Source organism: Streptomyces sp. NPDC051109 (assembly GCF_044455885.1).
GTDB lineage: Bacteria > Actinomycetota > Actinomycetes > Streptomycetales > Streptomycetaceae > Streptomyces.
This window is the reverse complement of record NZ_JBITFF010000008.1, coordinates 264,868-289,385: the sequence shown is the minus strand read 5'-3', so window position 1 is coordinate 289,385 and position 24,518 is coordinate 264,868. Positions and strand designations below refer to the sequence as shown.

The 24,518-nt window shown below is 71.7% G+C and carries 25 protein-coding genes; 12 read left to right on the top strand and 13 right to left on the bottom strand.

Annotated elements, in window-relative coordinates; genetic code table 11:
• Positions 1-22: 22 nt before the first annotated feature.
• Positions 23-1,006 (bottom strand): SAM-dependent methyltransferase, encoded by a 984-nt coding sequence (locus tag ACIBAD_RS17975; RefSeq protein WP_134072445.1) that lies wholly within the window; start codon positions 1,004-1,006, stop codon positions 23-25.
• A gap of 107 nt (positions 1,007-1,113) precedes the next feature.
• Between ACIBAD_RS17975 and ACIBAD_RS17970 the strand changes: the two genes are divergently transcribed.
• Both ACIBAD_RS17970 and ACIBAD_RS17965 read left to right on the top strand, forming a co-directional pair.
• On the top strand, positions 1,114-2,316 hold the full coding sequence (locus ACIBAD_RS17970; RefSeq protein WP_134072447.1) for a sensor histidine kinase: 1,203 nt from the start codon (positions 1,114-1,116) through the stop codon (positions 2,314-2,316).
• Positions 2,317-2,333: 17 nt separating this feature from the next.
• Positions 2,334-3,002, top strand: coding sequence for a response regulator transcription factor (locus tag ACIBAD_RS17965; RefSeq protein WP_134072449.1), 669 nt, complete (start codon positions 2,334-2,336; stop codon positions 3,000-3,002).
• Between the two features lie 26 nt (positions 3,003-3,028).
• Here ACIBAD_RS17965 and ACIBAD_RS17960 read toward each other — a convergent pair whose 3' ends face one another.
• Together ACIBAD_RS17960 and ACIBAD_RS17955 are read right to left on the bottom strand one after the other, a co-directional pair.
• On the bottom strand, positions 3,029-4,387 hold the full coding sequence (locus tag ACIBAD_RS17960; RefSeq protein ID WP_134072451.1) for a PH domain-containing protein: 1,359 nt from the start codon (positions 4,385-4,387) through the stop codon (positions 3,029-3,031).
• A complete protein-coding gene (locus ACIBAD_RS17955) occupies positions 4,384-4,875 on the bottom strand; it encodes a PH domain-containing protein (protein ID WP_398907651.1) in 492 nt (163 codons plus the stop codon). Before ACIBAD_RS17955 ends, ACIBAD_RS17960 begins: the two co-directional genes overlap by 4 nt.
• Positions 4,876-4,906: 31 nt before the next feature.
• On the opposite strand from ACIBAD_RS17955, the gene ACIBAD_RS17950 reads away from it, so the two are divergent.
• Genes ACIBAD_RS17950 through ACIBAD_RS17940 form a run of 3 tightly spaced genes read left to right on the top strand, consistent with a single transcriptional unit; the run spans position 4,907 to position 7,193 of the window.
• Positions 4,907-6,049 (top strand): NADH-quinone oxidoreductase subunit D, encoded by a 1,143-nt coding sequence (locus ACIBAD_RS17950; protein WP_053691355.1) that lies wholly within the window; start codon positions 4,907-4,909, stop codon positions 6,047-6,049.
• 54 nt (positions 6,050-6,103) lie between these two features.
• Positions 6,104-6,949, top strand: coding sequence for an arylamine N-acetyltransferase (locus ACIBAD_RS17945; RefSeq protein WP_134072455.1), 846 nt, complete (start codon positions 6,104-6,106; stop codon positions 6,947-6,949).
• Between the two features lie 28 nt (positions 6,950-6,977).
• Positions 6,978-7,193 carry a hypothetical protein gene (locus tag ACIBAD_RS17940; RefSeq protein ID WP_134072457.1) on the top strand — a complete coding sequence of 72 codons (216 nt, stop codon included), beginning with the start codon at positions 6,978-6,980 and terminating at the stop codon, positions 7,191-7,193.
• A 40-nt stretch (positions 7,194-7,233) separates the two neighbouring features.
• Here ACIBAD_RS17940 and ACIBAD_RS17935 read toward each other — a convergent pair whose 3' ends face one another.
• From ACIBAD_RS17935 to ACIBAD_RS17920, 4 genes are all read right to left on the bottom strand, one after another.
• On the bottom strand, positions 7,234-8,262 hold the full coding sequence (locus tag ACIBAD_RS17935; RefSeq protein ID WP_398907650.1) for a hypothetical protein: 1,029 nt from the start codon (positions 8,260-8,262) through the stop codon (positions 7,234-7,236).
• 101 nt (positions 8,263-8,363) lie between these two features.
• Positions 8,364-9,356 (bottom strand): ABC transporter substrate-binding protein, encoded by a 993-nt coding sequence (locus ACIBAD_RS17930; protein WP_134072461.1) that lies wholly within the window; start codon positions 9,354-9,356, stop codon positions 8,364-8,366.
• An 88-nt stretch (positions 9,357-9,444) separates the two neighbouring features.
• Complete coding sequence (locus ACIBAD_RS17925) at positions 9,445-10,110, bottom strand: ABC transporter permease (RefSeq protein WP_134072463.1); 666 nt, start codon at positions 10,108-10,110, stop codon at positions 9,445-9,447.
• A 4-nt stretch (positions 10,111-10,114) separates the two neighbouring features.
• Positions 10,115-10,906: an ABC transporter permease gene (locus ACIBAD_RS17920; protein ID WP_398907649.1), complete on the bottom strand. Its 792-nt coding sequence runs from the start codon at positions 10,904-10,906 to the stop codon at positions 10,115-10,117.
• A 153-nt stretch (positions 10,907-11,059) separates the two neighbouring features.
• Here ACIBAD_RS17920 and ACIBAD_RS17915 point away from each other — a divergent pair, with 153 nt between their 5' ends.
• A complete protein-coding gene (locus ACIBAD_RS17915) occupies positions 11,060-12,022 on the top strand; it encodes an ABC transporter ATP-binding protein (protein ID WP_398907648.1) in 963 nt (320 codons plus the stop codon).
• 74 nt (positions 12,023-12,096) lie between these two features.
• On the opposite strand, the gene ACIBAD_RS17910 is transcribed toward ACIBAD_RS17915, so the two are convergent.
• On the bottom strand, positions 12,097-13,206 hold the full coding sequence (locus tag ACIBAD_RS17910) for an alpha/beta hydrolase-fold protein (protein WP_134072467.1): 1,110 nt from the start codon (positions 13,204-13,206) through the stop codon (positions 12,097-12,099).
• Positions 13,207-13,358: 152 nt separating this feature from the next.
• Here ACIBAD_RS17910 and ACIBAD_RS17905 point away from each other — a divergent pair, with 152 nt between their 5' ends.
• The 6 genes from ACIBAD_RS17905 to ACIBAD_RS17880 all read left to right on the top strand — a co-directional run bounded on the left by ACIBAD_RS17905 (position 13,359) and on the right by ACIBAD_RS17880 (position 18,365).
• Complete coding sequence (locus ACIBAD_RS17905; RefSeq protein ID WP_134072469.1) at positions 13,359-15,218, top strand: phosphatidylglycerol lysyltransferase domain-containing protein; 1,860 nt, start codon at positions 13,359-13,361, stop codon at positions 15,216-15,218.
• Between the two features lie 166 nt (positions 15,219-15,384).
• Positions 15,385-16,257, top strand: a complete 873-nt coding sequence (gene folP, locus ACIBAD_RS17900) for a dihydropteroate synthase (protein ID WP_134072471.1) — start codon at positions 15,385-15,387, stop codon at positions 16,255-16,257.
• A 22-nt stretch (positions 16,258-16,279) separates the two neighbouring features.
• Positions 16,280-16,723 carry a nuclear transport factor 2 family protein gene (locus ACIBAD_RS17895; RefSeq protein WP_134072473.1) on the top strand — a complete coding sequence of 148 codons (444 nt, stop codon included), beginning with the start codon at positions 16,280-16,282 and terminating at the stop codon, positions 16,721-16,723.
• Positions 16,724-16,853: 130 nt separating this feature from the next.
• Positions 16,854-17,213 carry a dihydroneopterin aldolase gene (gene folB / locus ACIBAD_RS17890; protein ID WP_030158540.1) on the top strand — a complete coding sequence of 120 codons (360 nt, stop codon included), beginning with the start codon at positions 16,854-16,856 and terminating at the stop codon, positions 17,211-17,213.
• Positions 17,210-17,818 carry a 2-amino-4-hydroxy-6-hydroxymethyldihydropteridine diphosphokinase gene (gene folK / locus ACIBAD_RS17885; RefSeq protein ID WP_398907646.1) on the top strand — a complete coding sequence of 203 codons (609 nt, stop codon included), beginning with the start codon at positions 17,210-17,212 and terminating at the stop codon, positions 17,816-17,818. The genes folB and folK overlap by 4 nt, the downstream gene beginning before the upstream one ends.
• 58 nt (positions 17,819-17,876) lie before the next feature.
• A complete protein-coding gene (locus ACIBAD_RS17880; RefSeq protein WP_134072475.1) occupies positions 17,877-18,365 on the top strand; it encodes a DUF3180 domain-containing protein in 489 nt (162 codons plus the stop codon).
• 50 nt (positions 18,366-18,415) lie between these two features.
• Here the strand turns inward: ACIBAD_RS17880 and folE are convergent, their stop codons facing one another.
• The 5 genes from folE to ACIBAD_RS17855 form a co-directional block, all read right to left on the bottom strand.
• Positions 18,416-19,024: a GTP cyclohydrolase I FolE gene (gene folE / locus ACIBAD_RS17875; protein ID WP_134072477.1), complete on the bottom strand. Its 609-nt coding sequence runs from the start codon at positions 19,022-19,024 to the stop codon at positions 18,416-18,418.
• A 112-nt stretch (positions 19,025-19,136) separates the two neighbouring features.
• Positions 19,137-21,158 carry an ATP-dependent zinc metalloprotease FtsH gene (gene ftsH, locus ACIBAD_RS17870; RefSeq protein WP_134072479.1) on the bottom strand — a complete coding sequence of 674 codons (2,022 nt, stop codon included), beginning with the start codon at positions 21,156-21,158 and terminating at the stop codon, positions 19,137-19,139.
• A 207-nt stretch (positions 21,159-21,365) separates the two neighbouring features.
• Positions 21,366-21,926, bottom strand: coding sequence for a hypoxanthine phosphoribosyltransferase (hpt, locus tag ACIBAD_RS17865; protein ID WP_030158549.1), 561 nt, complete (start codon positions 21,924-21,926; stop codon positions 21,366-21,368).
• 65 nt (positions 21,927-21,991) lie between these two features.
• A complete protein-coding gene (gene tilS, locus ACIBAD_RS17860) occupies positions 21,992-23,050 on the bottom strand; it encodes a tRNA lysidine(34) synthetase TilS (protein WP_398907642.1) in 1,059 nt (352 codons plus the stop codon).
• Positions 23,051-23,339: 289 nt separating this feature from the next.
• The gene (locus ACIBAD_RS17855) at positions 23,340-24,467 is read right to left on the bottom strand and encodes a zinc-dependent metalloprotease (protein ID WP_398907640.1); all 1,128 of its coding nucleotides are present in this window, start codon (positions 24,465-24,467) and stop codon (positions 23,340-23,342) included.
• Positions 24,468-24,518: the final 51 nt, after the last annotated feature.

The following is a 24,518-nucleotide window of genomic DNA, read 5'->3' as shown; positions in this document are numbered from 1 at the left end:
AAGCCCCGCGCGGCGGACCAGGTCAGGCCGGCCAGGAACGCACGCCGACCGGCTGGACCAGCCAGGCGAAGTCCCCCAGGCCGCCCCGGGCGGTGAGTTCCGCCGCCTCGCCGGCGGAGGCGAGGGCGCGGACGTACCCGGCGGGGTCCGCGGAGGCCATCGCCAGCGGGGGGCGGGCCCCCGAGACCCCGAGAAGGCCCAGCGCCTCGCGCTGCGAAACCAGCACCGCCCCCGGCCCCGCGCACGCGTCCAGCGCCACGTGAGCCGTCACATCGCAGCTCCCGTCCGGCACCGGCGCGACCTCCCGCCCCCCGCGGAAGCCCGTCAGGGTGCCGTACGGGGGGCGGGCGTCCCGGGTGTGGGCGTAGTCCACCGCCACCGCCAGGCCGCGCGACACCGAGCGCACGGCAGCGGCCCACGCCTCGTCCCGCCCCCGCCCGATCTCGACCCGGCCCGGCCCCGGCCACCACTGCTCCAGCCATGCCCGGTCCGCGCCGTCCACCGCCGGCCCGCGGGTCTGCGCACCCTCCCGGTCGACCAGTACGTAGTGCCCGTCCTCCGCCACGTCCAGCGGCACGTTGTCCAGCCACTCGTTCGCGAACAGCAGCCCGCACGCGCCCTCCGGCGGCCGGGGCACCCACCGGATCCGCGGATCGAGCGCGGCCGGCCGCTCCGCCCGCTCCACCGCCCACGCCCGCACCCGTCCCGCGAGCTCCGCCGGCAGCGCCCCCAGCACTCCGCTGACCAGCTCCCCCCGCCCGGCCCCGACGTCGACCAGGTCCAGCTCCCGCGGGTGCCCGAGCTCCGAATCCACCCACCCGAGCAGCCGCGCCACGGCCCCCGCGTACAGCGGCGAGGCGTGCACGGACGTACGGAAGTGGCCGGCCGGCCCCGGTCCGCCCGGCCGCACGTAGAACCCGCCCGGCCCGTACAGCGCTGCCTCCATCGCGGTCCGCCACCGAACCGGAACCGGAACGGCGTCCGCGGCTTCTCCCTGAGTCCTCATCCCCGAAAGGTTAAGCTCGGCCTCCACCTTGGGGAGTACGCCTCTGTCACACGGATCGCACCTGTGGTTGACTCCAGCACCTATCTCCTTTGCCTACTCTGGGTTACGTGCAGCGCCTCTACGACTTCCTCCGCAGACACCCGACGGGCGTCGACAGCTTCTGGGCTGTCCTCCTGTTCGGGATCGCGATGCTGCAAGTCGCCGACAACGGCGCCGACAGCGCCACCACGAAGCTGATCGCCGTCCCTTCCGTGATCGCGATGGGCCTCGTCGTGGCCCTGCGCCGCAGGTGGACCCTGCCGATGTTCTGGCTGGCCGTCGGCGCCGGTGTGTACAAGCTCCTCACCCACACCGACACGAACACGGCCGACTTCGGGATGCTGATCATCCTGTACACGGTCGCCGCCTCGGCCGAGATCTCGCGCCGGATGTCCCGTACCGCGCTCGCCATCGGATTCACCGCCGCCCCGCTCTACGCCCTGCGGTTCCACGTGGACAAGGGCGACACCTCCAGCAACGTCTTCTTCACCCTGTTCGCCATCGTGCCGTTCGTCCTCGCCTGGGTGCTCGGGGACTCCCTGCGCACCCGCCGGGCCTACTACGCCCAGCTCGTCGAGCGGAACCAGCGCCTGGAGAAGGAGCGGGAAGCCCAGGCGAAGGTGGCCGTCGCCGCCGAGCGCGCCCGGATCGCCCGCGAGCTGCACGACGTCGTCGCGCACAACGTCTCGGTGATGGTGGTCCAGGCAGACGGCGCCGCGTACGTCATGGACGCGGCCCCGGAGCAGGCCAAGGAGGCCCTCCAGACCATCTCCGGCACCGGCCGCCAGGCCCTGGCCGAGATGCGCCGGCTGCTCGGCGTGCTGCGCACCGGGGAGCCCCAGGAGTCCGAGGACTACGTGCCCCAGCCCGACGTGGAGCAGATCGAGGTCCTCGTCGAGCAGGTACGGGCGGCCGGGCTCACGGTGGACTTCGAGGTCGAGGGCGCGCCGCGCCGCCTGCCCACGGGCGTCGAGCTCACCGCCTACCGGATCGTCCAGGAGGCCCTGACGAACACCCGCAAGCACGGCGGCCCCGATGCCAAGGCGAGCGTCCGGCTGGTCTACTTCGACGACGGGCTCGGCCTGCTGGTCGAGGACGACGGCCGGGGGGCGGCCCACGAGCTGTACGAGGACGGCGGCGCAGACGGCGCCGGGCACGGGCTGATCGGCATGCGCGAACGGATCGGCATGGTCGGAGGCACCCTGGACGCGGGCCCGCGTCCCGGCGGCGGCTTCCGGATCAGCGCGCTTCTCCCGCTCAAGAAGAAATGACGAGGTCGAGGTAACTGATGTCCATCCGAGTGATGCTGGTCGACGACCAGGTACTGCTGCGCACGGGCTTCCGCATGGTGCTCGCCGCCCAGCCGGACATGGAGGTCGTCGCCGAGGCCGGCGACGGCCTGGAGGCGCTGGAGGTGCTGCGGTCCACGAAGGTGGACGTGGTGCTGATGGACGTCCGGATGCCGAAGCTCGACGGGGTCGAGGCCACGCGCCGGATCTGCGAGCGGGACGAACACCCCGATGTGATCATCCTGACCACCTTCGACCTGGACGAGTACGCCTTCTCGGGGCTGAAGGCGGGCGCCAGCGGGTTCATGCTGAAGGACGTGCCGCCGGCGGAGCTGCTGGCCGCGATCCGCTCCGTGCACAGCGGTGACGCGGTGGTGGCCCCGTCCACGACCCGGCGCCTGCTGGACCGCTTCGCGCCGATGCTGCCGACGAGCACGCAGGAGCCGCAGAACAAGGAGATCGGGCGGCTGACGGAGCGCGAGCGCGAGGTCATGCTGCTGGTGGCCCAGGGCCTGTCGAACGGCGAGATCGCCGCCCGCCTGGTCCTCTCCGAGGCCACGGTCAAGACGCACGTGGGCCGCATCCTGACCAAGTTGAACCTGCGCGACCGCGTGCAGGTGGTCGTCCTCGCGTACGAGACGGGGCTGGTCCGCGCCGGCGGCGCCTAGCCCCCGCCCCGCTTCCGGGCCGCCGGTCAGGTCATCCAGCGGTCGGGGCGGGCATCCGCGCGGGAGGTGCGGGAGCGGGCCGCCTGGGCGTCCAGCAGCCCGGCGGCCTCGGCCGCCGGGCGCAGCCGGGCCGTGACCGTGCCGTTGGCGCCGGTGTCCACATGGACGTCGGCGAGACCTTGGACCCGCGCCCACGGGCCCTGGGTGAGCCGGACGCTCTGCACCTTGGCGTGCGGGACGATCTCCGTGCGGCGGCACAGCAGCCCCTTGCGGGCGGCGAACACGTCCGCGGAGACGGCCAGGGCGTACCCCCGCCACCACACCGGGACCACCCACCGCGACCCGGCCTTCGGGGACCGGCCGAAGGCCAGGGCGGCCAGGTCCACACCCGGCAGCACCCGCGCGACGACCGCCTGGGCGGCGGCCCGCGAGGCCACCGGGACCAGGACCCCGTTCTTCGAGCCGGCCACCGCCAGCTCCACCCGCACCCAGTCCCGGCGCCGCCACAGCAGCGGCTCCACGATCCGTACGGTCTGCACCCGCCCCGGCGGCACGGTCTCGTGGGCCCGGTCCAGCAGCCCGTGGTCGAGGCGCAGCCCGTCGGGGGACTCGGCGACCCGCCAGTCGAACTCGGTGAGGAAACGGCCTGCCGTACCCGACCAGAGCCCGCCCAGCACGGGCAGCATGGTCCCGATCGTCGCCCAGGGGTTCCCGCTGAACCACCACACGGCGACGGGCACGCCCAGCCCGGCGGCCAGCGCCCCCCACACCGAGAGCGTGAGCAGCAGCGACACCACCAGGTCCCGGGGGCGGACGCGCAGCAGCTCCTGCTGCGGGGCCTCCCCGAGCAGGGCCGCCTCCGCGGGTGCGAAGCCGGCCGCCCGGGCCAGCAGCTCGGCGCGCAGCGCGACGGCCTCGCGCTCGTCGAGGAAGGCGAGCTCGTCCTTGTCCTCGGTGCCGATCACGTCGAGGCGCAGCTTGGCGACGCCGGCGACCCGGGCCAGCAGCGGCCGGGTCACGTCGATCGCCTGGATGCGGTCGAGGCGGATGTGCGCGGTGCGCCGGAAGAACAGTCCGCTGCGGATGCGCAGCTCGGTGTCGGTGACCGCGTAGTGGGTGAACCACCAGCTCAGGAACCCGTACACGCCGAACACCACGACCAGGCCGGCCAGGGAGAGGGCGCGCAGGGTCACGGAGAGCCCGCTCGCCCACCGCTCGACCTGGTCGGCCTGCTGGGCGACGACGCCGACGGTCGCGGCGATCGGCACCCACGCCCGGCGCAGCGGTGTGAGCAGGTGCAGCCGGCGCTCAGCGGCGGACGCGGCCCCGGATGCGGACGCGGCTTCGGGCGCGGGGGCCGGTTCGGCGGCCGGTTCGGCGGTCACAGGCCCGCCGACCTTGCCTCGCCGAGCTCCGTCAGCCGGTCCCGCAGCCGCTGCGCCTCGGCCGGGACCAGTCCCGGAATCTTGGCGTCCGTGGCCGCGGCCGCCGTGTGCAGCTGTACGGAGGCCAGCCCGAAGCGCCGCTCCAGCGGCCCCGAGGTCACCTCGACCAGCTGCATGCGCCCGTACGGGACCACGGTCTGCGCCCGCCACAGCACCCCGCGGGTGATCAGCAGGTCGTCGGCGCGCTCGGCGTACCGCCAGGACCGCCAGTTGCGGCCGAGCAGCACCCAGCCCCAGACCAGGGCGACCAGCCACACCGCCCCCAGGGCCGCCCACGCCGGACCGGCCGTCAACCCCAGCAGCACCGCGGTCCCCGCGGCGAGCGGCACCGCCCATGCCACCAGCAGCAGCCGGCGCAGCCTGAGCAGCCCGCCCGGTAGCCCCACCCAATCGGGCCGGCTCGTCTCACCCGTCGTCCCCGTTTCCATGCGCTCAGCGTAGGGCTGCGAGAATGCGCCCATGACGGAGACCACGGTCGGCATCGGCGGAGCGGCGGAGAGCACCGACATGGTGCTCAACATCGGACCCCAGCACCCTTCCACGCACGGCGTGCTGCGCCTGCGCCTCGTCCTGGACGGCGAGCGGATCGTCAGCGCCGAGCCGGTCGTCGGATATATGCACCGCGGCGCCGAGAAACTCTTCGAGGCGCGCGACTACCGGCAGATCGTGATGCTCGCGAACCGCCACGACTGGCTGTCCGCGTTCTCCAACGAACTCGGCGTCGTGATGGCCGTCGAGCGGATGCTCGGCATGGAGGTCCCCGAGCGGGCCGTGTGGATGCGGACCCTGCTCGCCGAGCTGAACCGGGTGCTGAACCACCTGATGTTCCTCGGGTCGTACCCCCTCGAACTGGGCGGAATCACCCCGATCTTCCACGCGTTCCGCGAGCGCGAGGAGCTCCAGGCCGTCATGGAGGAGATCTCCGGCGGCCGCATGCACTACATGTTCAACCGCGTCGGAGGCCTCAAGGAGGACCTCCCGGCCGGCTGGCTCGGCCGGGCGCGCGCCGCGATCGCCGACGTCCGCACCCGCATGGACGTGTACGACAAGCTGGTCCACGGCAACGAGATCTTCCGCGGCCGCACGCGCGGGGTGGGCGTGCTGTCCGCCGAGGCGGTGCACGCGTACGGGGTCTCCGGCCCGATCGCCCGCGCCTCCGGCGTCGACTTCGACCTGCGCCGCGACGAGCCGTACCTGGCGTACGGGGAGCTCCAGGACGTCCTGAAGGTGGTCACCCGCACCGAGGGCGACTGCCTGGCCCGCTTCGAGTGCCTGCTGGACCAGACGCACAACGCGCTCGACCTGGCCGTGGCCTGCCTGGACCGGATGGCCGAGCTGCCGCCCGGGCCGATCAACCAGCGCCTCCCGAAGGTGCTGAAGGCACCCGAGGGGGCCACGTACGCCTGGACCGAGAACCCCCTCGGCATCAACGGCTACTACCTCGTCTCGAAGGGCGAGAAGACGCCGTACCGGCTGAAGCTGCGCTCCGCCTCGTACAACAACATCCAGGCCCTGTCGGTGCTGCTGCCCGGACAGCTGGTCGCGGACATGGTGGCGATCCTGGGCTCGCTGTTCTTCGTCGTGGGAGACATCGACAAGTGATAAGTCGCGGGAACTCCCGCGACTGCGCGGGCGTTTCCTGCTTAGGGTGCGGCCATGACCCCTGGCCTGTTCGACGGCTATCTGCGGCGGCTCGGCTTCGCGCGGCCGCCGCGGCCCACGGCGCAGACGCTGTTCGCGCTCCAGCGCGCCCACGTCGAGCGCATCCCGTACGAGAACCTCGGCATCCAGCTCGGCCGGCCGCCCGGCATCGACCCCGAGCTGTCCGTACGCCGCATCGCGGCCGGGCACGGCGGGTACTGCTTCCACCTCAACGGCGCCTTCGCGCTGCTCCTGGAGGGCCTCGGCTTCGCGGTGACCCGGCACTTGGCGGGCGTCCTCGGCCCGGCCGACCGCGAGCGCCGCGACGTCAACGGCGACCACCTCGCCCTGACGGTCCGGGTCGACGGCGAGGAGTACTTCGTCGACACCGGCCTCGGCGACGGCCCGTACGAGCCGCTGCCGCTGCGCGCGGGAACGCACCGGCAGGGGGAGTTCACGTACCGGCTGGACCCGCTCGACGGGGACCGGCCCGGCTGGAGGTACGTCTACGACGCGGGCCCCTTCCCCGTGGTCAACATGTACTCGGCGCCGGCGACGACCGCCGACTTCGAGGCCACGCACGTCCGGCTGTCGACCACGCCGGACTCGGGCTTCGTACGGACCCTCGCGCTGCTGCGGCGCGACGCCCACGGCGTCGACGCGCTGCGGGGCCGGGTGCTGAGCCGGACCGAACCGGGGAAGAGGCCGACCGAGCGGATCCTGGACACCCCGGGCGAGTTCTGGGCGGTGGTGGGCGGCCTCTTCGAGCGCGGGCTCGACGACCTGACCCCCGCGGACCGGACGGCGCTGTGGGACCGCGTCTGCGCGTCCCACGAGACGTGGCTGGCCGCCCGGGGCTGATGTCGGCAGGCGGGTGCAGACTGGGGGCATGTCCCACTCCCCCCGACGGGCCTGCCCCGTATGCGGACGCGACTGCGCCGTGACCGCCGGACGGATCGCCCGCCACGACCCGCCGGCCGGCCGCGCCCGCGCCGACCTGATCTCCTGCCCGGGCTCCCGGGCGCGCGTGGTGCTCGGCGCGTCGGCCCCCACCCTGGACGGCTTCGCCCTCCCGCCCCTCCCGGGCCAACTCCCGCTGTTCTGAGAAGGGGAGCGCGGGCCCGGCGGGCCGTCCTGCCGGCCGGCTACGAGATCGCGGTGCGGAGGCGAACCACGTCGATCGGCTCCGTCTCGTCGTGGGCCGTCAGGTCGATGACCTGGCCCACCGCCCGCTGTTCGGGGGTGGGCTGCTTGAAGCCCTGCTCCTTGGCCGGCTGCTCGGCGGCGGCCGGATCCGCCTGGGCCGACTCCGCCTTGTGGACCGCGAGGGCCTCCGCGCCGACCACGTCGGCCAGGTCCTCGTTCTGGACCGATTCGATCACCGCGCGGGCCTGGGCCGCGGTCTTGGTGCCGAAGAAGTCGAAGCCGCCCTCGACCCGGGAGGCCGAGCGGCGCGCGGCCGAGTACGGGGCCACCGCCGCGGCCGGACGGCGCGCCGGGACCGCGCCCGTACGGGCGTGCCCGGTATCCAGCGCCATCGGCTCGGCGCCCTTGGACCGCGGCGTCTCCGGCTGGGCCGGCTTCGCCTCCGCCTTGCGCGCGAGGGCCGCCATGGCGGCATGGGCCCGGGCGTAGCCGACGCTGGTGGGCGCACCGCTCGACGTCCGCTCCTCGGTCACCGGCGGGAGCTCCTTCGGCGCCGGGGACTCCGGGGCGGCCGAGGCCTCGATGGCGAGCAGCCGGCGGCCCTCCAGGGCGCTGGCCCGCTCGGTCTCGGCGGTCGCGTACCGCCGCAGCAGCGCCGCGTGCTCGCCGCGCAGCCCGGCGAGTTCGACACGCTTGGCCCGCAGCTTCGCGTCCAGCTTGGCCCGCAGCGCCCGGGCCTCTTCGAGGTCGGACTCGAGCTCGGCTATCCGCTCCTCGGTCTTCCACTCGTCCTTGACCCGCTCGCGCGCGAGTTCGGCCACGCGGCGCCCGGCCGCACGGTCCCAGGCGCGCATGACGACGGCGCCGGACACGCCCGCCGCCGCCGAGAGGGCCACGAGCAGGCGCAAGGGCAGGGGTTCCGCGAGCAGCCAGGCCGCGGCCGCACTGGCGACGGAGACTCCGGCCACGGTCGTCGGCGTGAGCAGCCGGTGCAGGGGTTCGGGATTGCGGTGGCGTCCACGGGGCATGGCCTGAAATTTACAGGGCGTGGAGGTCCAGTGGGGTAACTGCCCGGCAATCTGTGGCCGGGCAGTTACCCGTCATTTCTCCACCAAACCCGTAACTACTCCTACTTCGTGAGGCCCTTCGCCTTCAGATAGGCCTTCGCGGCATCGGCCGGCTTCTCGCGCTGGGCGTCCACCTGCTTGTTCAACTCGACGAGGTCGGCGGTCGTGAGGACCTTGGTCAGCTTGTCGAGGGCGGCCGCGATCTCCGGGGAGCCCGCGTCCTTGGCGTTGACCACCGGCAGGACGTTGTCGGCGTTCTGGAGCTTCTTGTCGTCCTCCAGGAGGACGAGGCCGAAGGAGTCGAGGGTGGCGTCCGTGGTCGTCGTGAGCGCCAGCTGGTCCACCCCGTCCTTGACCGCCTGCTTGGCCTGCGGGGTGCCGACGCCCTTCGGATCAATACCGGAAACATCGATTCCGTACGTCTTCTTCAACCCCGGTGCGCAGAAGGGCCGTACGGAGCATTCGTCGCCCGCCGCGATCTTCACCTTCAGCCCCGACTTGCCAAGATCGGAAAGCGTCTTCAGGTTGTTCTTCCGGGCGAATTCCTTCGACACCGCGAACGCGTTCTGGTCGACCGCCGGGCCCGCCGGCAGCGCCTTCAGGCCGAGCGGCGCCGCGAGCTTCTCCAGCCCCGCGACCGTCGCCGCCACGTCGCTCGACGCGACCGGCTTCTCCTCCGGCGCCTTCGGCCCGTTCACCTTGGCGTTGAGGAACTCGGCGAGGGTGGCCGCGTACTCCGGGACGAGGTCGATCTCGCCCTTCTCCAGCGAGGGCTCGTACAGCTCGCGGTTGTTGACCGTGGTGATCGACGTGCTGTAGCCCGCGTCCTTGAGCACCTGGGCGTACAGCTCCGCCAGCACGTTGGACTCGGTGAACCCGGCCGCGCCGATCACGACCTTGCCCTTGCCGGAGCCGGAACCGGAATCCGAGGGGGCGGAGGCGCCCGACCCGGTGTCCTTGCTCTTCTCCAGGCTGTCGCCGCCGCACGCGGCGAGGGAGGCGGTCAGGGCCGCCGCCCCCAGTACGGCGCCGAGGACGCGCGTGGACTTGCTCATCTTGTGCTCCTCCAAGGGAGTGGGAACGACCGGCAACGGGCGGGGGTGGGGCGGACGGGTGCCGGAGGACGGGTGCCGGAGGGACGGGTCAGCGCGCCGCCGGGCGCGGGAAGAGCCGGTCCGCCGCCACCAGGGCGCCCTCGACCAGCAGGGCCAGCGCCGCCACCAGCAGCGCCCCCGCGAAGACCTGCGGCGTGTTGTACGTGTTGAAGCCGGCGGTGATGATCCGGCCCAGACCGCCCTGGCCGACCATGGCCGCGATCGTGGCCGTGGCGATCACCTGGACGGCGCCCGAGCGCAGCCCGGTCATCACCAGCTCGCGCGCGAGCGGCAGTTCCACCCGCCAGAACAGCTGGCCTCCGGACATGCCCATGCCCCGGGCGGCCTCCACCACGGAGCGGTCCACCTCGCGCATGCCGACGTACGCATTGGTCAGCAGCGGCGGCATGGCGAAGAGCACGAGCGCCGCGATGGTGGGCAGATAGCCCGCGCTGCGCAGCGGCGAGACCATGAACAGGGCCAGCACCGCGAAGACGGGGACGGCCCGCCCGATGTTGGAGACGTTGACGGCGAGCGCCCCGCCCCTGCCGATGTGGCCGAGCCACAGGCCGATCGGGAGGGCCACCGCGCAGGCGATGGCGAGGGAGATCCCGCTGACGTAGACGTGCTCGCCGAGCCGGTGCCACACCCCGTTCTCCCCGGACCAGTTGGCTCCGTTCGCCAGCCAGTCCCAGGCCTGTCCGAGCACGCCCATCGCCTCAGGCCCCCTTCGTCGGAGTCGTAGGAGTCGTAGGAGTCGTCGGAGTCGTCGCGGCCGGCGCGGGAGCCGTAGCCGCGGCCGGGGTCTCGGGAGTCGTCGCCGGACCCGGCCGCCGCGGCGCGCGCGTCGCCCGCGTCCACGGGGTGAGCATCCGCTGCACGCCGAGCAGCAGCAGGTCCGCCACCAGGGCCAGCAGGACGCACAGTACGGAGGCCGTGAGCACCTGGGCCTTGAAGGAGCTGTTGACCGCCGGGGCGATGAGGTTTCCGAGGCCGCCCTTGCCGACGATGGAGCCGACGGTGGTCAGTGCCACCGTGGACACCGTGGCGATCCGCACCCCGGCGAGCAGCGCGGGCAGCGCCAGCGGCAGTTCGACCTGCCACAGCAGCCTCGCCGGCCCGTACCCCATCCCCCGCGCGGCCTCCCGCACCTCCTCGGGGACGGCTTCCAGGCCGGCCATCGCGTTGCGGACCAGGATGGTCAGCGAGTAGAGCACCAGGCCGGTCACCACGAGTGAGGCCGACAGCCCGAACAGCGGCAGCAGCAGCGAGAACATGGCGAGCGAGGGGACCGTGTAGAGCAGGGTGGTCAGGCCCAGCACCGGCGCGGACCACCGGCGGCCGCGGCGGGCCAGCAGGGCCAACGGGAGGGAGACGACGAGGCCGATGAGGACCGACACCCCCGTGATCCAGACATGTTGGACCGTGGCGTCGGTGAGTTCCTGGGAGCGGGACGTGACGTAGTCCCAGCAGATCCAGTCGTTCGCCACCAGGCAGTTCTGCCCGGCCATGCCCTCACCCCCTGCCACCGCTGCGTACACCCGTCCGAACGGGCACGGTCAACAGCGACCATAACCCCCGTCGCCGACAATGGCCGGAAACCTTCGCGCCGGGGTAATACTCCCGTCACAAACAACCCGCAGCGTGTGGGGGAGGATGGGCGTGTGATCCGATTCGAGCACGTGACCAAGCGCTACCCCGACGGGACCACGGCCGTCGAGAACCTGTCCTTCGAGGTGGCGGAGGGTGAGCTGGTCACGCTCGTGGGCCCGTCCGGCTGCGGCAAGACGACCACGATGAAGATGGTCAACCGGCTCATCGAGCCGACCTCCGGGCGGATCCTGCTCGGCGGCGAGGACATCGCGAGCGCCGATCCCGTGGAGCTGCGCCGGCACATCGGCTACGTCATCCAGCAGGTCGGGCTCTTCCCGCACAAGACGGTGCTGGAGAACACCGCGACCGTCCCGCAGCTGATCGGCACCCCCAAGGCCAAGGCCCGCGCCCGGGCGGCCGAGCTCCTCGAACTGGTGGGGCTGGACCCGGCCGTGTACGGGGGCCGGTACCCGGAGCAGCTGTCCGGCGGGCAGCGCCAGCGCGTCGGCGTCGCCCGGGCGCTGGCCGCCGATCCGCCGGTGCTGCTGATGGACGAGCCGTTCGGGGCGGTGGACCCGGTGGTCCGCGAACGCCTCCAGAACGAGTTCCTGGCGCTCCAGCGGACGGTCCGCAAGACGATCCTGCTCGTCACGCACGACCTGGAGGAGGCGATCCGGCTCGGCGACCGCATCGCCGTCTACGGCGCGGGCACCATCGAGCAGTTCGCCCGCCCGGCCGAGGTGCTGGGCGCTCCGGCCACCGAGTACGTGGCCTCCTTCGTCGGCGCCGACCGCGGCCTGAAGCGGCTGGCGGTGACCCCGGTGGAGCGGGCCGACCTGGCGGGGGCGGACGGGAAAGCCCCCACCGCCGAAGTGGCGCTGGGGGCGAGTCTGCGCGAGGCACTCGCGCTGCTGCTGCAGGAGGACTCCGGGCGGATCGGGGTCACGGATCCGGACTCCGGTGCGCTGGTCGGCGTACTGACCCCGGAGGGGGTCCACCGGGCGCTGCGCCGGGCCCAACTGCAAGAGGCCTAGGAAGACTGCTCCTGGGCCGGGGGCCTGCTCCTGGGGCCCCGGCCCGGGCACGGCCTCAAGTCCGAGGCCGGGCTTCAGGCCTGGATGCGGTTGCTCATCCACACCAGCATCGGCGGGATCTCGCGGCGCCAGGTGTTGAAGTTGTGGCCGCCGCTGTCGAGGATGATCGACGAGACCCGGTCCGGGCCCTTGACCAGCTTGATGAACTTCTTGGTGTCGTCGAGGTTGGGCTCGCCCGTCTCGCTGCTCGTGACCAGGAACGACGTACCGGTCGGCTTCTTGTGCGCGATGCTGTGCAGGACGTCCGCGCGCTTCTTCAGCTTGTCGTCGCCCTGGAACAGGTTGCCGGTCGTCGCGTCGTTCGCCGCGTCGTAGTACGCGGACAGACCCGCGGCGGCGCCGAAGGTCTGCGGGTAGTGCGCGGCGATCTTCAGGGCGCAGTAGCCGCCCGTCGAGTTCCCGATGAAGCCCATGTTCTGCGGCTTCTTGCCGACCCGGAAGGTGTCTTGGATGGCCTGCGGCAGGTCCTCGGCGAAGAAGGTCTCGGTCTGCGGTCCGCCCGGTATGTCCACGCACTCGGTGTCACGCGGCGGCGCGATGGTCGGGCGCAGCATCACCAGGATCATCGGCTTCATCTTGCCCGCCTTGGCCTGCTTGAAGGCCGTCATCGGGTAGTTCAGCCCTTTGATCAGGTTCTCGGCGGTGCCGGGGTAGCCCGTCAGGACGATGGAGGCCGGAAAGTTCTGCTCCTTGTGCTGCGGCTGGAAGTACTCCGGCGGCAGCCACACGTACCCGGGGCTCGTTATTTTCGACTTCTGCCCGGTTATGGCAACCTTCAGGATCTGTCCGCCGACCTGGGGCTGGGCGCCGCCCGGCACGTCGAGCTTCTGCTTGTCGACGACCTTGATGTCCTTGCTGCTCATGGAGTGGTCCACGACCTTGCCGACAGATGTCTGCTGGCCGAACAGGTCGGCCCACGAGCCGTAGAAGGAGAAGGACTTGTTCGCCGCCAGGCCCACGGCCGAGAACAGCGCCAGCTGGGTCGCGAGCAGGAGCCCGATCCGGCCGAGCAGCGCACGCCAGGTGCGGCCCGAGAGCCGGGGCCAGAACCACACCGTGGCTGCGAACAGCAGCACACCGGCGATGATGGCCAGCGCCAGAACCGTATTACTGGTGAGACCCATGAGCAGTCAGTCGACTTTCTGATGGCAGGACTAGTTTTTCTCGGCGGAAGAGTGAACCCGCTCGACCCCGATGTCGTCCTAGTGGACGCACCACACTCCGGAGGCTGTCGCGGCCTTCGGCCACATGATCTCTCGCGGAGCAACGGGAAGCGATGTCTAGCAGGATAGATGGCGATAAGTCGGGACAGGTTCCGAAGCAGGTCCGCCGAATCTTCCGCGGCCCACGACCGGAGTCGGTGCCCGGGCTGGTAGGTACGGCCGTCATGATCGTCGGCCTTCTGGACATCGCGGCGGGAGTGTTCCCGCGGTTCCGGCACAGCCGGATCCACGCGGTCACCGAGGTGCTGCCCGGCTCGCTGGGCCCCTTCGCAGCCGCCCTCGCCATCAGCGCGGGCGTCCTGCTGCTCCTGCTCGCCCACGGCCTCAAGCGCCGCAAGCGCCGCGCCTGGCGGGCCGCCGTCGTGCTGCTCCCGGCCGGGGCCGTGGCGCAGTTCACGTACCGGCACTCGGTCATCAGTGTCGTCATCGCGGCGGTACTGCTGGGGCTCATCGTGCGCCACCAGGATGAATTCAAGGCGCTGCCGGACCCGCGCAGCCGCTGGAAGGCGCTGGCCAACTTCGTGCTGATGAGCGCCGGCTCCATCGGCCTGGGCCTCGTCATCGTCAACTCCCACCCCGGCCGCGTCGTCGGCCATCCGGGTATTTACGAGCAGATCAGCCACGTCGTCTACGGCCTCTTCGGCATCGAGGGACCCGTCGACTACGCCGGCCGCGTCTCCTGGACCGTGGGCTACTCGCTCGGCGCCCTCGGCATGCTGACCGCCCTGACCACCATCTACCTGGCCTTCCGCCCCGAGCACCCGGCCGCCCGGCTGACCGCCGACGACGAGACGAAGCTGCGCGAACTGCTCGCCAAGCACGGCGGCCGCGACTCGCTCGGCCACTTCGCGCTCCGCCGCGACAAGGCCGTCGTCTTCTCCCCCAGCGGCAAGGCCGCCGTCACCTACCGCGTCGTCTCCGGCGTGATGCTCGCCTCCGGTGACCCCATCGGCGACGTCGAGGCCTGGCCCGGCGCCATCGAGCGGTTCATGGAGGAGGCCAAGGCCCACTCCTGGACCCCGGCCGTCGTGGGCTGCAGTGAGACCGGCGGCGAGGTCTGGACCCGCGAGACCGGGCTGGACGCCCTGGAACTGGGCGACGAGGCGATCGTCGACGTCAAAGACTTCTCGCTCACCGGCCGCCCCATGCGCAACGTCCGCCAGATGGTGAAGCGCATCGAGCGCAACGGCTACACCACCAAGGTCCGCCGCGTCAGCGAGCTGACCGAGGAGGAGCTGGAGCAGGTCCGCGGCGCGGCCGTCGCCTGGCGCGGCACCGACACGGAGCGCGGTTTCTCCATGGCCCTGGGCCGCGTCGGCGACGAGGGCGACGGCGACTGCTTCATCGCCACCGCCCACCGGGTCGAGGAGGGCGACACCAGCCCGTTCGGCGACCTCAAGGCCATCCAGCACTTCGTGCCGTGGGGCAAGGACGGCATGTCGCTGGAGATGATGCGCCGCGACCGCGCCGCCGACCCGGGCATGAACGAGCTGCTGATCGTCGCCTCCCTGCAGCAGGCCCCCGACCTCGGCATCGAGAAGGTCTCGCTGAACTTCGCGATGTTCCGCGCGGCCCTGGCCCGCGGCGAGAAGATCGGCGCGGGTCCGGTCCTGCGCATGTGGCGCAGCCTGCTGGTCTTCCTGTCCCGCTGGTTCCAGATCGAGTCGCTGTACAAGTTCAACGAGAAGTTCCGCCCCCGCTGGGAGCCGCGCTTCATGGTCTACCGCAACAGCAGCGACCTGCCCCGCATCGGCTTCGCCGTGATGCAGGCCGAGGGATTCGTCACGCTGGCCCTGCCCCGGCTGTTCGCCAGCCGGCGCCGCCCCAAGCCGGTCCGCACCTGCGCCCACACGCACCACACCGCGCAGGTCCCGGCCCAGGCCAAGCAGGAGCGCGAAGTCCAGGTCGCCTGACCCCGGCACCGGCCCCGAATCCCGGCTCGAAGCCCGGCCCGCCGCACCTGCGGCGGGCCGGGCTTCGCCGCTTCCCGCGGCCGCCCGGGGCGTCGGTCACGGGAGGGGAGCGGGGCCCCGATCCCCGCGTACGGCCCGGCCAGGACGGCGGCCCTACCCTGGAGCCATGAACATCAAGCGCGGGGCCACCGGCAGGGGCCGGGTCGCAGGCCTGCCGGAATGGGACCGCTGCGGGGTCATGGGCGTCGTCAACGTCACCCCCGACTCCTTCTCCGACGGCGGGCGCTGGTTCGACACCACGGCCGCCGTCAAGCGCGGCCTCGACCTCGTCGCCCAGGGCGCCGACCTCGTCGACGTCGGCGGCGAGTCCACCCGCCCCGGCGCCTCCCGCGTCGACGAGGAGGAGGAGCTGCGCCGCGTCGTCCCCGTGGTGCGCGGCCTGGCCTCCGAAGGGGTCGTCGTCTCCGTCGACACCATGCGCGCCTCCGTCGCGGCCCGGGCCGTCGCCGCCGGCGCGGCGCTGGTCAACGACGTCAGCGGCGGCCTCGCCGACCCCGGGATGATCCCGGCCGTCGCCGCCGCCGAAGTGCCGTTCGTGGTGATGCACTGGCGCGGCTTCAGCGACGGCATGAACAGCCTCGCCGTCTACGAGGACGTCGTCGCCGAGGTCACCGCCGAGCTCCGGATCCGCATCGACGCCGTCGTGTCCGGCGGTATCGCCCCCGAGCGGCTCCTCGTCGACCCCGGCCTCGGCTTCGCGAAGATGGCCGAGCACGACCTGGCCCTGGTCGCCCACCTCCCCGAACTGCGCGCCCTCGGCTTCCCGCTGCTGGTGGCCGCGTCGCGCAAACGTTTCCTCGGCCGGATCCTCGCCGGCGCCGCCGACGCCGCCCCACCGCCCGCCCGCGAGCGCGACGCCGCCACCGCCGCCGTCTCCGCCATCGCCGCCCACCAGGGCGCCTGGGCCGTACGGGTCCACGAGGTACGGGCGACCGCCGACGCGGTTCGGGTGGCCCGCGCCGTGGAAGGAGCGCTGTGACCACCGAACGAGAAGGAGCACGGTGAGCAGAACCGACATCGAAGCGGTCGACGAGGTCAACACGGCCTTCTACGAGGCCATGGAGCGGGGGGACTTCGACGCACTGTCGGCGCTCTGGCTGGAGGACGAGATCTCCTGCGTGCACCCGGGCTGGCCGGTGCTCTCCGGCCGCGGCGAGGTGCTGCGCTCGTACGCGCTGATCATGTCCCACACCGACTACATCCAGTTCTTCCTCACCGACACGAAGGTCGCCGTCATCGGTGACACCGCCCTGGTGACGTGCACGGAGAACATCCTCAGCGGCGGGCCCGCCGAGGACGGCGGAGAGCTCGGCCCGCTCGTCGGCCAGCTGGTCGTCGCCACGAATGTGTTCCGACGCACATCGGAGGGCTGGCGGCTCTGGTCCCACCACGGTTCTCCCGTGCTGACGGACTCCGACGAGGACGGGGAAGAGGACCCGGCCTGACCCCTCCGGCGGGGCCCGAGGTCTTTCGCAGGTAAATTCGAAGACGGACGACGCCGACCGCACTCGGCGCAGGCCCATGGATCCGGGGAGTCCCGGACCGGAAGCACCTACGAAAGCAGGAGTGATTCGCGTGGATCGTGTCGCGCTGCGCGGCCTCAAGGCTCGCGGGCACCACGGCGTCTTCCCCCGGGAACGCGAGGAAGGCCAGACCTTCATCGTCGACCTCGTGCTGCACATCGACACCCGCCCCGCGGCGGCCGACGACGACCTGGCGAAGACCGTGCACTACGGGGTCGTCGCCGAAGAGGTCGTCGATGTGGTCCAGGGAGAGCCCGTCGACCTGATCGAGACCCTCGCCGAGCGGATCGCCCAGCAGTGCCTGAAGCACGAAGCGGTGGCACAGGTGGAGGTAGTCGTCCACAAACCGGACGCCCCCATCACCGTCCCCTTCGACGACGTGACCATCACGATCACCCGGAGCCGCGTGTGAACAACGGACTGAACGCCCCGAGCGACCCCACCGTCCAGCCGGTGCCCGCATCCGTCGTCCAGACGGTGGACGCTGCCGACACCACCCTCTCCAACCCCAAGTGGGCGGTCATCGCGCTCGGCTCGAACCTCGGCAACCGCCTGGAGACCCTCCAGGGCGCCATCGACGCCCTCGGGGACACCCCCGGCCTTCGGGTCAAGGCCGTCTCCCCCGTCTACGAGACCGAGCCGTGGGGCGTCGAGCCCGGCTCGCAGCCCTCGTACCTCAACGCGGTCGTCGCGCTCAAGACGACCCTGCCGCCGTCCTCCCTGCTGGAGCGCGGCCACGCCATCGAAGAGGCCTTCGACCGCGTCCGCGAGGAGCGCTGGGGCCCGCGCACGATCGACGTCGACATCGTCTCGTACGCCGACGTGGTCTCGGACGACCCGGTGCTCACCCTCCCGCACCCGCGGGCCCACCAGCGCGCCTTCGTCCTGGCCCCGTGGAACGACATCGACCCCGAGGCGCAGATCCCCGGGCACGGCCCGGTCGCGTCGCTGCTGGCAGGAATCGGCCAGGCCGGCGTCACGCCGCGACCGGACCTGGAACTCCGCCTGCCCGAGTAGTCGTTAACCTGTGGCTGAGGCCGACGAGGCGACGGCACGGAAAGCGGGGAACGGGCACGTGAAGCAACTGAGGCCGGCGGTCCTGGCGGGGATCTTCGTCGTCGCCGGGGTGCTGTCCTGGGCGGGCGCCCGGCTGTGGAACGCGTACGGGACCCTGCCGGGCGTCCCGCTGGCCGCGCCCATCGTGCTGGGCGCCATCGCGGTCGTCCTGCTGGCCACGGCCCTCTCGCTCCGCTCCCGCCTCAAGGCGCAGCGCGAGCGCCGGCCGGGCGCCAAGGGCGTGGAGCCGCTGATGGCGGCCCGTGCGGTGGTTTTCGGACAGGCCAGCGCCCTCGTCGCGGCCCTCGTGGCGGGCATGTACGGCGGCGTGGGCGTCTTCCTGCTGACGGACTCCCTCGACGTCCCCGCCCGCCGCGACCAGACCTGGTACGCCGGCTTCTCGGTCCTGGCGGGCGCGGCAGTCATCGCCGCCGCCCTCTTCCTGGAGCACGTCCTCAAACTCCCGGAAGACGACGACACCACCCCCCACGCCCCCTCCCGCGCCTGAACGGCCCGGCGCGCGCCTGAGCCGGAGCCGGCCGGGTCCGGGCGGCCCGGTCAGCGCGCCATGATCAGGCTCATGGCCTCGTTGCGGGTGGCGGGGTCGCGGAGCTGGCCGCGGACCGCCGAGGTGATCGTCTTCGCGCCGGGCTTGCGGACCCCGCGCATGGTCATGCACATGTGCTCGCACTCGACGACCACGATGACCCCGCGCGGCTCCAGGATCTCCATCAGGGAGTCCGCTATCTGCGTTGTCAGCCGCTCCTGCACCTGCGGGCGGCGGGCGTACACGTCCACGAGGCGGGCCAGCTTCGACAACCCGGTGATCTTGCCGTCGACGGACGGGATGTAGCCGACGTGCGCCACACCGTGGAACGGCACCAGGTGGTGCTCACAGTTCGACATGACCTCGATGTCCTTGACCAGGACCATCTCGTCGTGGCCCAGGTCGAAGGTGGTCGTCAGGACCTCTTCGGGCTTCTGGTAGAGGCCGGCGAATATCTCCTTGTACGCGCGGGCCACGCGGGCCGGGGTTTCCAGGAGCCCTTCGCGGTCCGGGTCCTCGCCGACCGCGATCAGGAGTTCGCGGACCGCCGCCTGGGCGCGCTTCTCGTCGAACTCGCCGATCGTGCCCTCGTCACCGGTCAGGGTCACTGGGTCGGTCATTTCTTCCTCGTTCCTGTGTGCACTGGCGCCTCACGGGCACGCAAAAGTGCCGCGCCCCCCAGGCTAGAACCTGGGGGGCGCGGCATCCATTCCGGGACGGTCCGGCCGAGGGCTACTCGGCGCGGTCCTCCGGCGCGGGGTCCTTCTCCACGGACACGGCCGGCGTGCCCGCCGAGGTGCCGTTCGCCGAGTTCGTCAGCTGGAGCTCCTTGGGAGAGAGCACCGGCGGGCGGGTCGACGGGGTGCGGTGCGAGGAGCCGGTCCACGCCGGGCGGGCCGGGCGCTTCACGATCGTCGAGAAGACCTCGGCGATCTCCTCCTTGCCCAGCGTCTCCTTCTCCAGGAGCGCGAGAACCAGGTTGTCGAGGACGTCGCGGTTCTCGACCAGGATCTCCCAGGCCTCGTTGTGCGCCGTCTCGATGAGCTTCTTGACCTCTTCGTCGACGAGCGCCGCTACCTCTTCCGAGTAGTCCCGCGGGTGCGACATCTCGCGGCCCAGGAACGGCTCGGTGTTGTCGCCGCCGAACTTGATCGCGCCGAGGCGCTCGGTCATGCCGTACTGGGTCACCATCGCGCGGGCCGTCGCCGTGGCCTTCTCGATGTCGTTCGCCGCGCCGGTCGTCGGGTCGTGGAAGACCAGCTCCTCGGCCGCGCGCCCGCCCAGCATGTACGCCAGCTGGTCGAGCATCTCGTTGCGCGTGGTCGAGTACTTGTCCTCGTCGGGCAGGACCATGGTGTAACCCAGGGCCCGGCCGCGGGACAGGATCGTGATCTTGTGGACCGGGTCGGAGTTCGGGGAAGCCGCCGCGACCAGGGCGTGGCCGCCCTCGTGGTACGCGGTGATCTTCTTTTCCCGGTCCGACATGATCCGGGTCCGCTTCTGCGGGCCCGCCACGACGCGGTCGATGGCCTCGTCCAGCATGTGGTTGTCGATCAGCTTGCGGTCCGAGCGGGCGGTGAGCAGCGCCGCCTCGTTCAGGACGTTGGACAGATCGGCACCGGTGAAGCCGGGGGTGCGGCGGGCGACGGCCGAGAGGTCGACGTCCGGAGCGACCGGCTTGCCCTTCTGGTGGACCTTGAGGATCTCCAGACGGCCCTGCATGTCCGGACGGTCGACCGCGATCTGCCGGTCGAAGCGGCCCGGGCGCAGCAGCGCCGGGTCGAGGATGTCCGGACGGTTCGTGGCGGCGATCAGGATGACGCCGCCCTTCACGTCGAAGCCGTCCATCTCGACGAGCAGCTGGTTGAGGGTCTGCTCGCGCTCGTCGTGGCCGCCGCCGAGGCCCGCACCGCGGTGCCGGCCGACGGCGTCGATCTCGTCGACGAAGACGATCGCCGGGGCGTTGGCCTTGGCCTGCTCGAACAGGTCGCGGACACGCGAGGCGCCGACACCGACGAACATCTCGACGAAGTCGGAACCGGAGATCGAGTAGAACGGGACGCCGGCCTCGCCGGCGACGGCGCGCGCCAGCAGGGTCTTGCCGGTGCCGGGCGGGCCGTACAGCAGCACGCCCTTGGGGATCTTGGCCCCGACGGCCTGGAACTTGGCCGGCTCCTGCAGGAACTCCTTGATCTCGTGGAGTTCCTCGACCGCCTCGTCCGAGCCCGCGACGTCGGCGAACGTCGTCTTCGGGGTGTCCTTGGTGATGAGCTTCGCCTTGGACTTCCCGAAGTTCATCACCCGGGAGCCGCCGCCCTGCATCTGATTCATCAGGAACAGGAAGACGACGACGATGAGGACGAAGGGCAGCAGGGAGAGCAGCACGCTGAGGAACGGGCTGGTCTTGTCCGGAGAGACGGTGTACCCGTCCGGGATCTGACCGGCTTCGAACTTGGTCTGGAGGTTCTGGGCGAGCTGGACGCCCTGGTCCCCGATGTAGTTGGCCTGGAACTTGGTGCCGTCGTTGTCGCCGAGCTTCTGGTCCTTCTTCAGCTCGATCTTGATCATCTGGCTGTCACCGGTGGTGAGCTTGGCGCTCTCCACCTGGCCACTGTTGATCGCCTTGATGACCTCGCTGGTCTCCACCGACTTGTAGCCGCCGCCGGAGCCGACGACGTTCATCAACACGACCACGGCGAGGACGGCCAGCACGATCCACATGACCGGCCCACGGAAGTATCGCTTCACGTCCATCCATACGGGGCGCCAGGCGCCCCGTCCCTCCTGCCCGTAGGTAAATGCTGCTGTGAGTAAAGACTGTTCTTCGGAATGTACCCCTGTATTGTCACCCGCGGCCTCGTGGGACGGCTGACAGAACTGCTTTCCCTTGCTCCAACGGCAGGAATCGTTCCAGGGTTCCCCTGAGCGGGCCCCGTCCGGGGCCCGGTCCCGTCCGGGGGGTCAGCCGCCGTAGACGTGCGGGGCGAGGGTGCCGACGAACGGCAGGTTGCGGTACTTCTCCGCGTAGTCGAGGCCGTAGCCGACGACGAACTCGTTCGGGATGTCGAAGCCGACCCACTTCACGTCGATCGCGACCTTCGCGGCGTCGGGCTTGCGCAGCAGCGTGACGACCTCCAGCGAGGCCGGCTGGCGCGAGCCCAGGTTCGACAGCAGCCAGGACAGGGTCAGGCCCGAGTCGATGATGTCCTCGACGATCAGGACGTGCTTGTCCTTGATGTCGGTGTCCAGGTCCTTGAGGATCCGGACCACACCGGAGGACTGGGTCCCGGCGCCGTACGAGGACACCGCCATCCAGTCCATGGTGAGCGGGGTGGACAAGGCGCGCGCCAGGTCCGCCATCACCATCACCGCGCCCTTGAGGACGCCGACGATGAGCAGGTCCTTGCCCGCGTACTCCGCGTCGATCTTCGCGGCCAGCTCTGCCAGCTTCGCGTCGATCTCTTCCTTGGTGATGAGCACCGACTGGAGGTCGCTGCCCATGTCCTTCTCGTCCACCCGCATCACTTTCGTTTGCGGCCGGGGCTCCGGGGGTGCCCCCGGAGGACTCAGCCGTGTTTCAGCACCAATCAGCCCTGCCGGATGACAAGTCTGCCACCCTGCCGCTGGGCCTCGACCCGGCCGGGCAGGTTGATGGCGCCCTGGCCCCGCCATCCGGTGATGAGCCGGTCCACTTCCTCGATGTGGCGGGCGAAGAGGGAGCCTGCGGGGGAACCGGCCGCGACCACCGCCCTGCGCAGCACGCGGCGGCGGACGGCCGGGGGCAGGGCGTACAGCTTGGCGCACTCCAGCCGGCCGTCCTCGTCCCGTACGCCGGCCTCGGCCTCGGCGGCCCAGGAGTCGAGGGCGTCGGCGTCGTCGCGGGACAGCTGTGCGGTGCGGGCCAGCGCCTCGACGACTCCCTTGCCCAGCGCCTTCTCCAGGGCGGGCAGTCCCTCGTGGCGGAGCCGGGAGCGGGTGTAGGCGGGGTCGATGTTGTGCGGGTCGTCCCAGACCGCCAGTGACTGGACCATGCAGGCCTTGCGGGCGGTCTGCCGGTCGATCTGGAGGAAGGGGCGGCGGTAGCGGTGGCTGCGGCCCGGGCCGCCGGAGACTTCGGCCATGCCGGACAGCGAGCGGATGCCGGAGCCGCGGGCGAGGCCCAGCAGGACGGTTTCGGCTTGATCGTCCCGGGTGTGGCCGAGCAGCACGGCGGCGGCGCCCAGGCGGTCCGCCGCCTCGTCCAGGGCGGCGTAGCGGGCGTCGCGGGCGGCCGCCTCGGGTCCGCCTCCCCGGCCGACGCGCACGGAGACGGACTCCACCGGGTCGAGGCGGAGCGCGGTCATGCGGGTGACGACCTCGGCGGCGCGCAGGTCGGAGCCGGCCTGGAGGCCGTGGTCGACGGTGATGCCGCCGGCCCGGATGCCCAGCTTGGGCGCCTCGAAGGCCAGGGCGGAGGCGAGGGCCATCGAGTCGGCGCCGCCGGAGCAGGCGACGAGTACGAGTGGCGGGGTGCCGGCCGCCGCGGGGATCCCCCCGGACGGGGTCGGGGAGTGGCCGGCGGGACGGTCGGTGAGGTCGGTGAGGACGTCGTGGAGTACGCGGCGGACCGCCAGGCGTATCGCCGCGACCGCAGGATGGGGACCCATGTCCGGTGCCCTTCGGTGGAGTTCGGATGCCTCGAAGGCTGGGGGTGTGGTGCTGGAACGGCTGCTGTTCGGTGCTGTTCGACGCTGCCCGGTGCCCCGGCCCCCGTGAGGACCCCCGCTGGGAGCCCCCGTGGGATGAGGGTTGTCACTCAGAGTGCGTCGATGGTGACAGAACCGAGCCGTTCCCTGAGCATCGCACGCCCTTCCACGCCTCACGGTCCCTCGGACGGGTGACGCTGCTTCCCCCAGTGAGACACGTTTACGCCCCCTGAGTCACTCCCCTTCGCCTCTATTCGCCCTTGCGGTGCACCCGTGCGACCCAGTCCGCGGGCTTGGCGATCTCCGCCTTGGTCGGCAGTGTGTTCGGCGAGGTCCAGACCCGGTTGAAGCCGTCCATGCCGACCTGGTCGACCACGGCGCGTACGAAGCGCTCGCCGTCGCGGTACTGGCGCAGCTTGGCGTCGAGCCCGAGCAGCTTGCGCAGCGCGGCGTCCAGGCGCCCCGCACCGCTGGCCCGGCGCTGCTGGAACTTCTCGCGGATCTCGGCGACCGAGGGCACCACGGCGGGGCCGACGCCGTCCATGACGTAGTCGGCGTGGCCTTCCAGCAGGGACATGACGGCGGTCAGGCGGCCGAGCACCTCGCGCTGCTCGGGGGTCTGGACGAGCTCGACCAGGGAGCGGCCCTCGTCGCCATGCTCGGAGTCGGGGCGGGCTCCGGCGAAGGACTGGGCGGCCTCGCGCAGCCGCTCCAGGATGGTCGCCGGGTCCAACTCCGTGGCGCCGAGGAAGGTCTGGATCTCGCCCTCCAGGTGGTCGCGGAGCCAGGGGACGGCCGTGAACTGCGTACGGTGCGTCTCCTCGTGCAGGCAGACCCACAGCCGGAAGTCGTGGGGGCGCACGTCCAGCTCGCGCTCGACGTGGACGATGTTCGGGGCGACCAGCAGCAGCCGGCCGCCCCCCGCGGCCGAGCCCGGCAGATCGCGGCCGGCCGGGGCGAAGGTCTCGTACTGGCCGAGCACGCGGGAGGCCAGGAAGCTGAGCAGCATGCCCAGCTCGACGCCGGTGACCTTGCCGCCGACCGCGCCGAGGACCGCGCCGCCGGGAGCGCCGGCGCGGCGGTCCTGCATCTTGCCGAGCAGCGGGGCGAGGAGCTCGCGGAAGCCGGCCACGTTGGCCTGGACCCAGCCGGCCCGGTCGACGACGAGGACGGGGGTGTCGGGGACGGCGGCCCCCTCGGGGATCATCCGGGTGAACTCGCGGACGTGGCGTTCGGAGGTCTTCGCATGCCGGCGCAGCTCCGCCACCACGGCTCGGGCCTCGTCGCGGCTGACCTCGGGACCCGGCCGGACCAGCCGGGTCGCGGTCGCCACCGCGAGATTCCAGTCGACCATCTCGGCACCACCGATGCTCGTCATGCGTCAACGGTACGTGGACCGGCGCCGCGGCGGAGCCCCCCGGATGCGCTG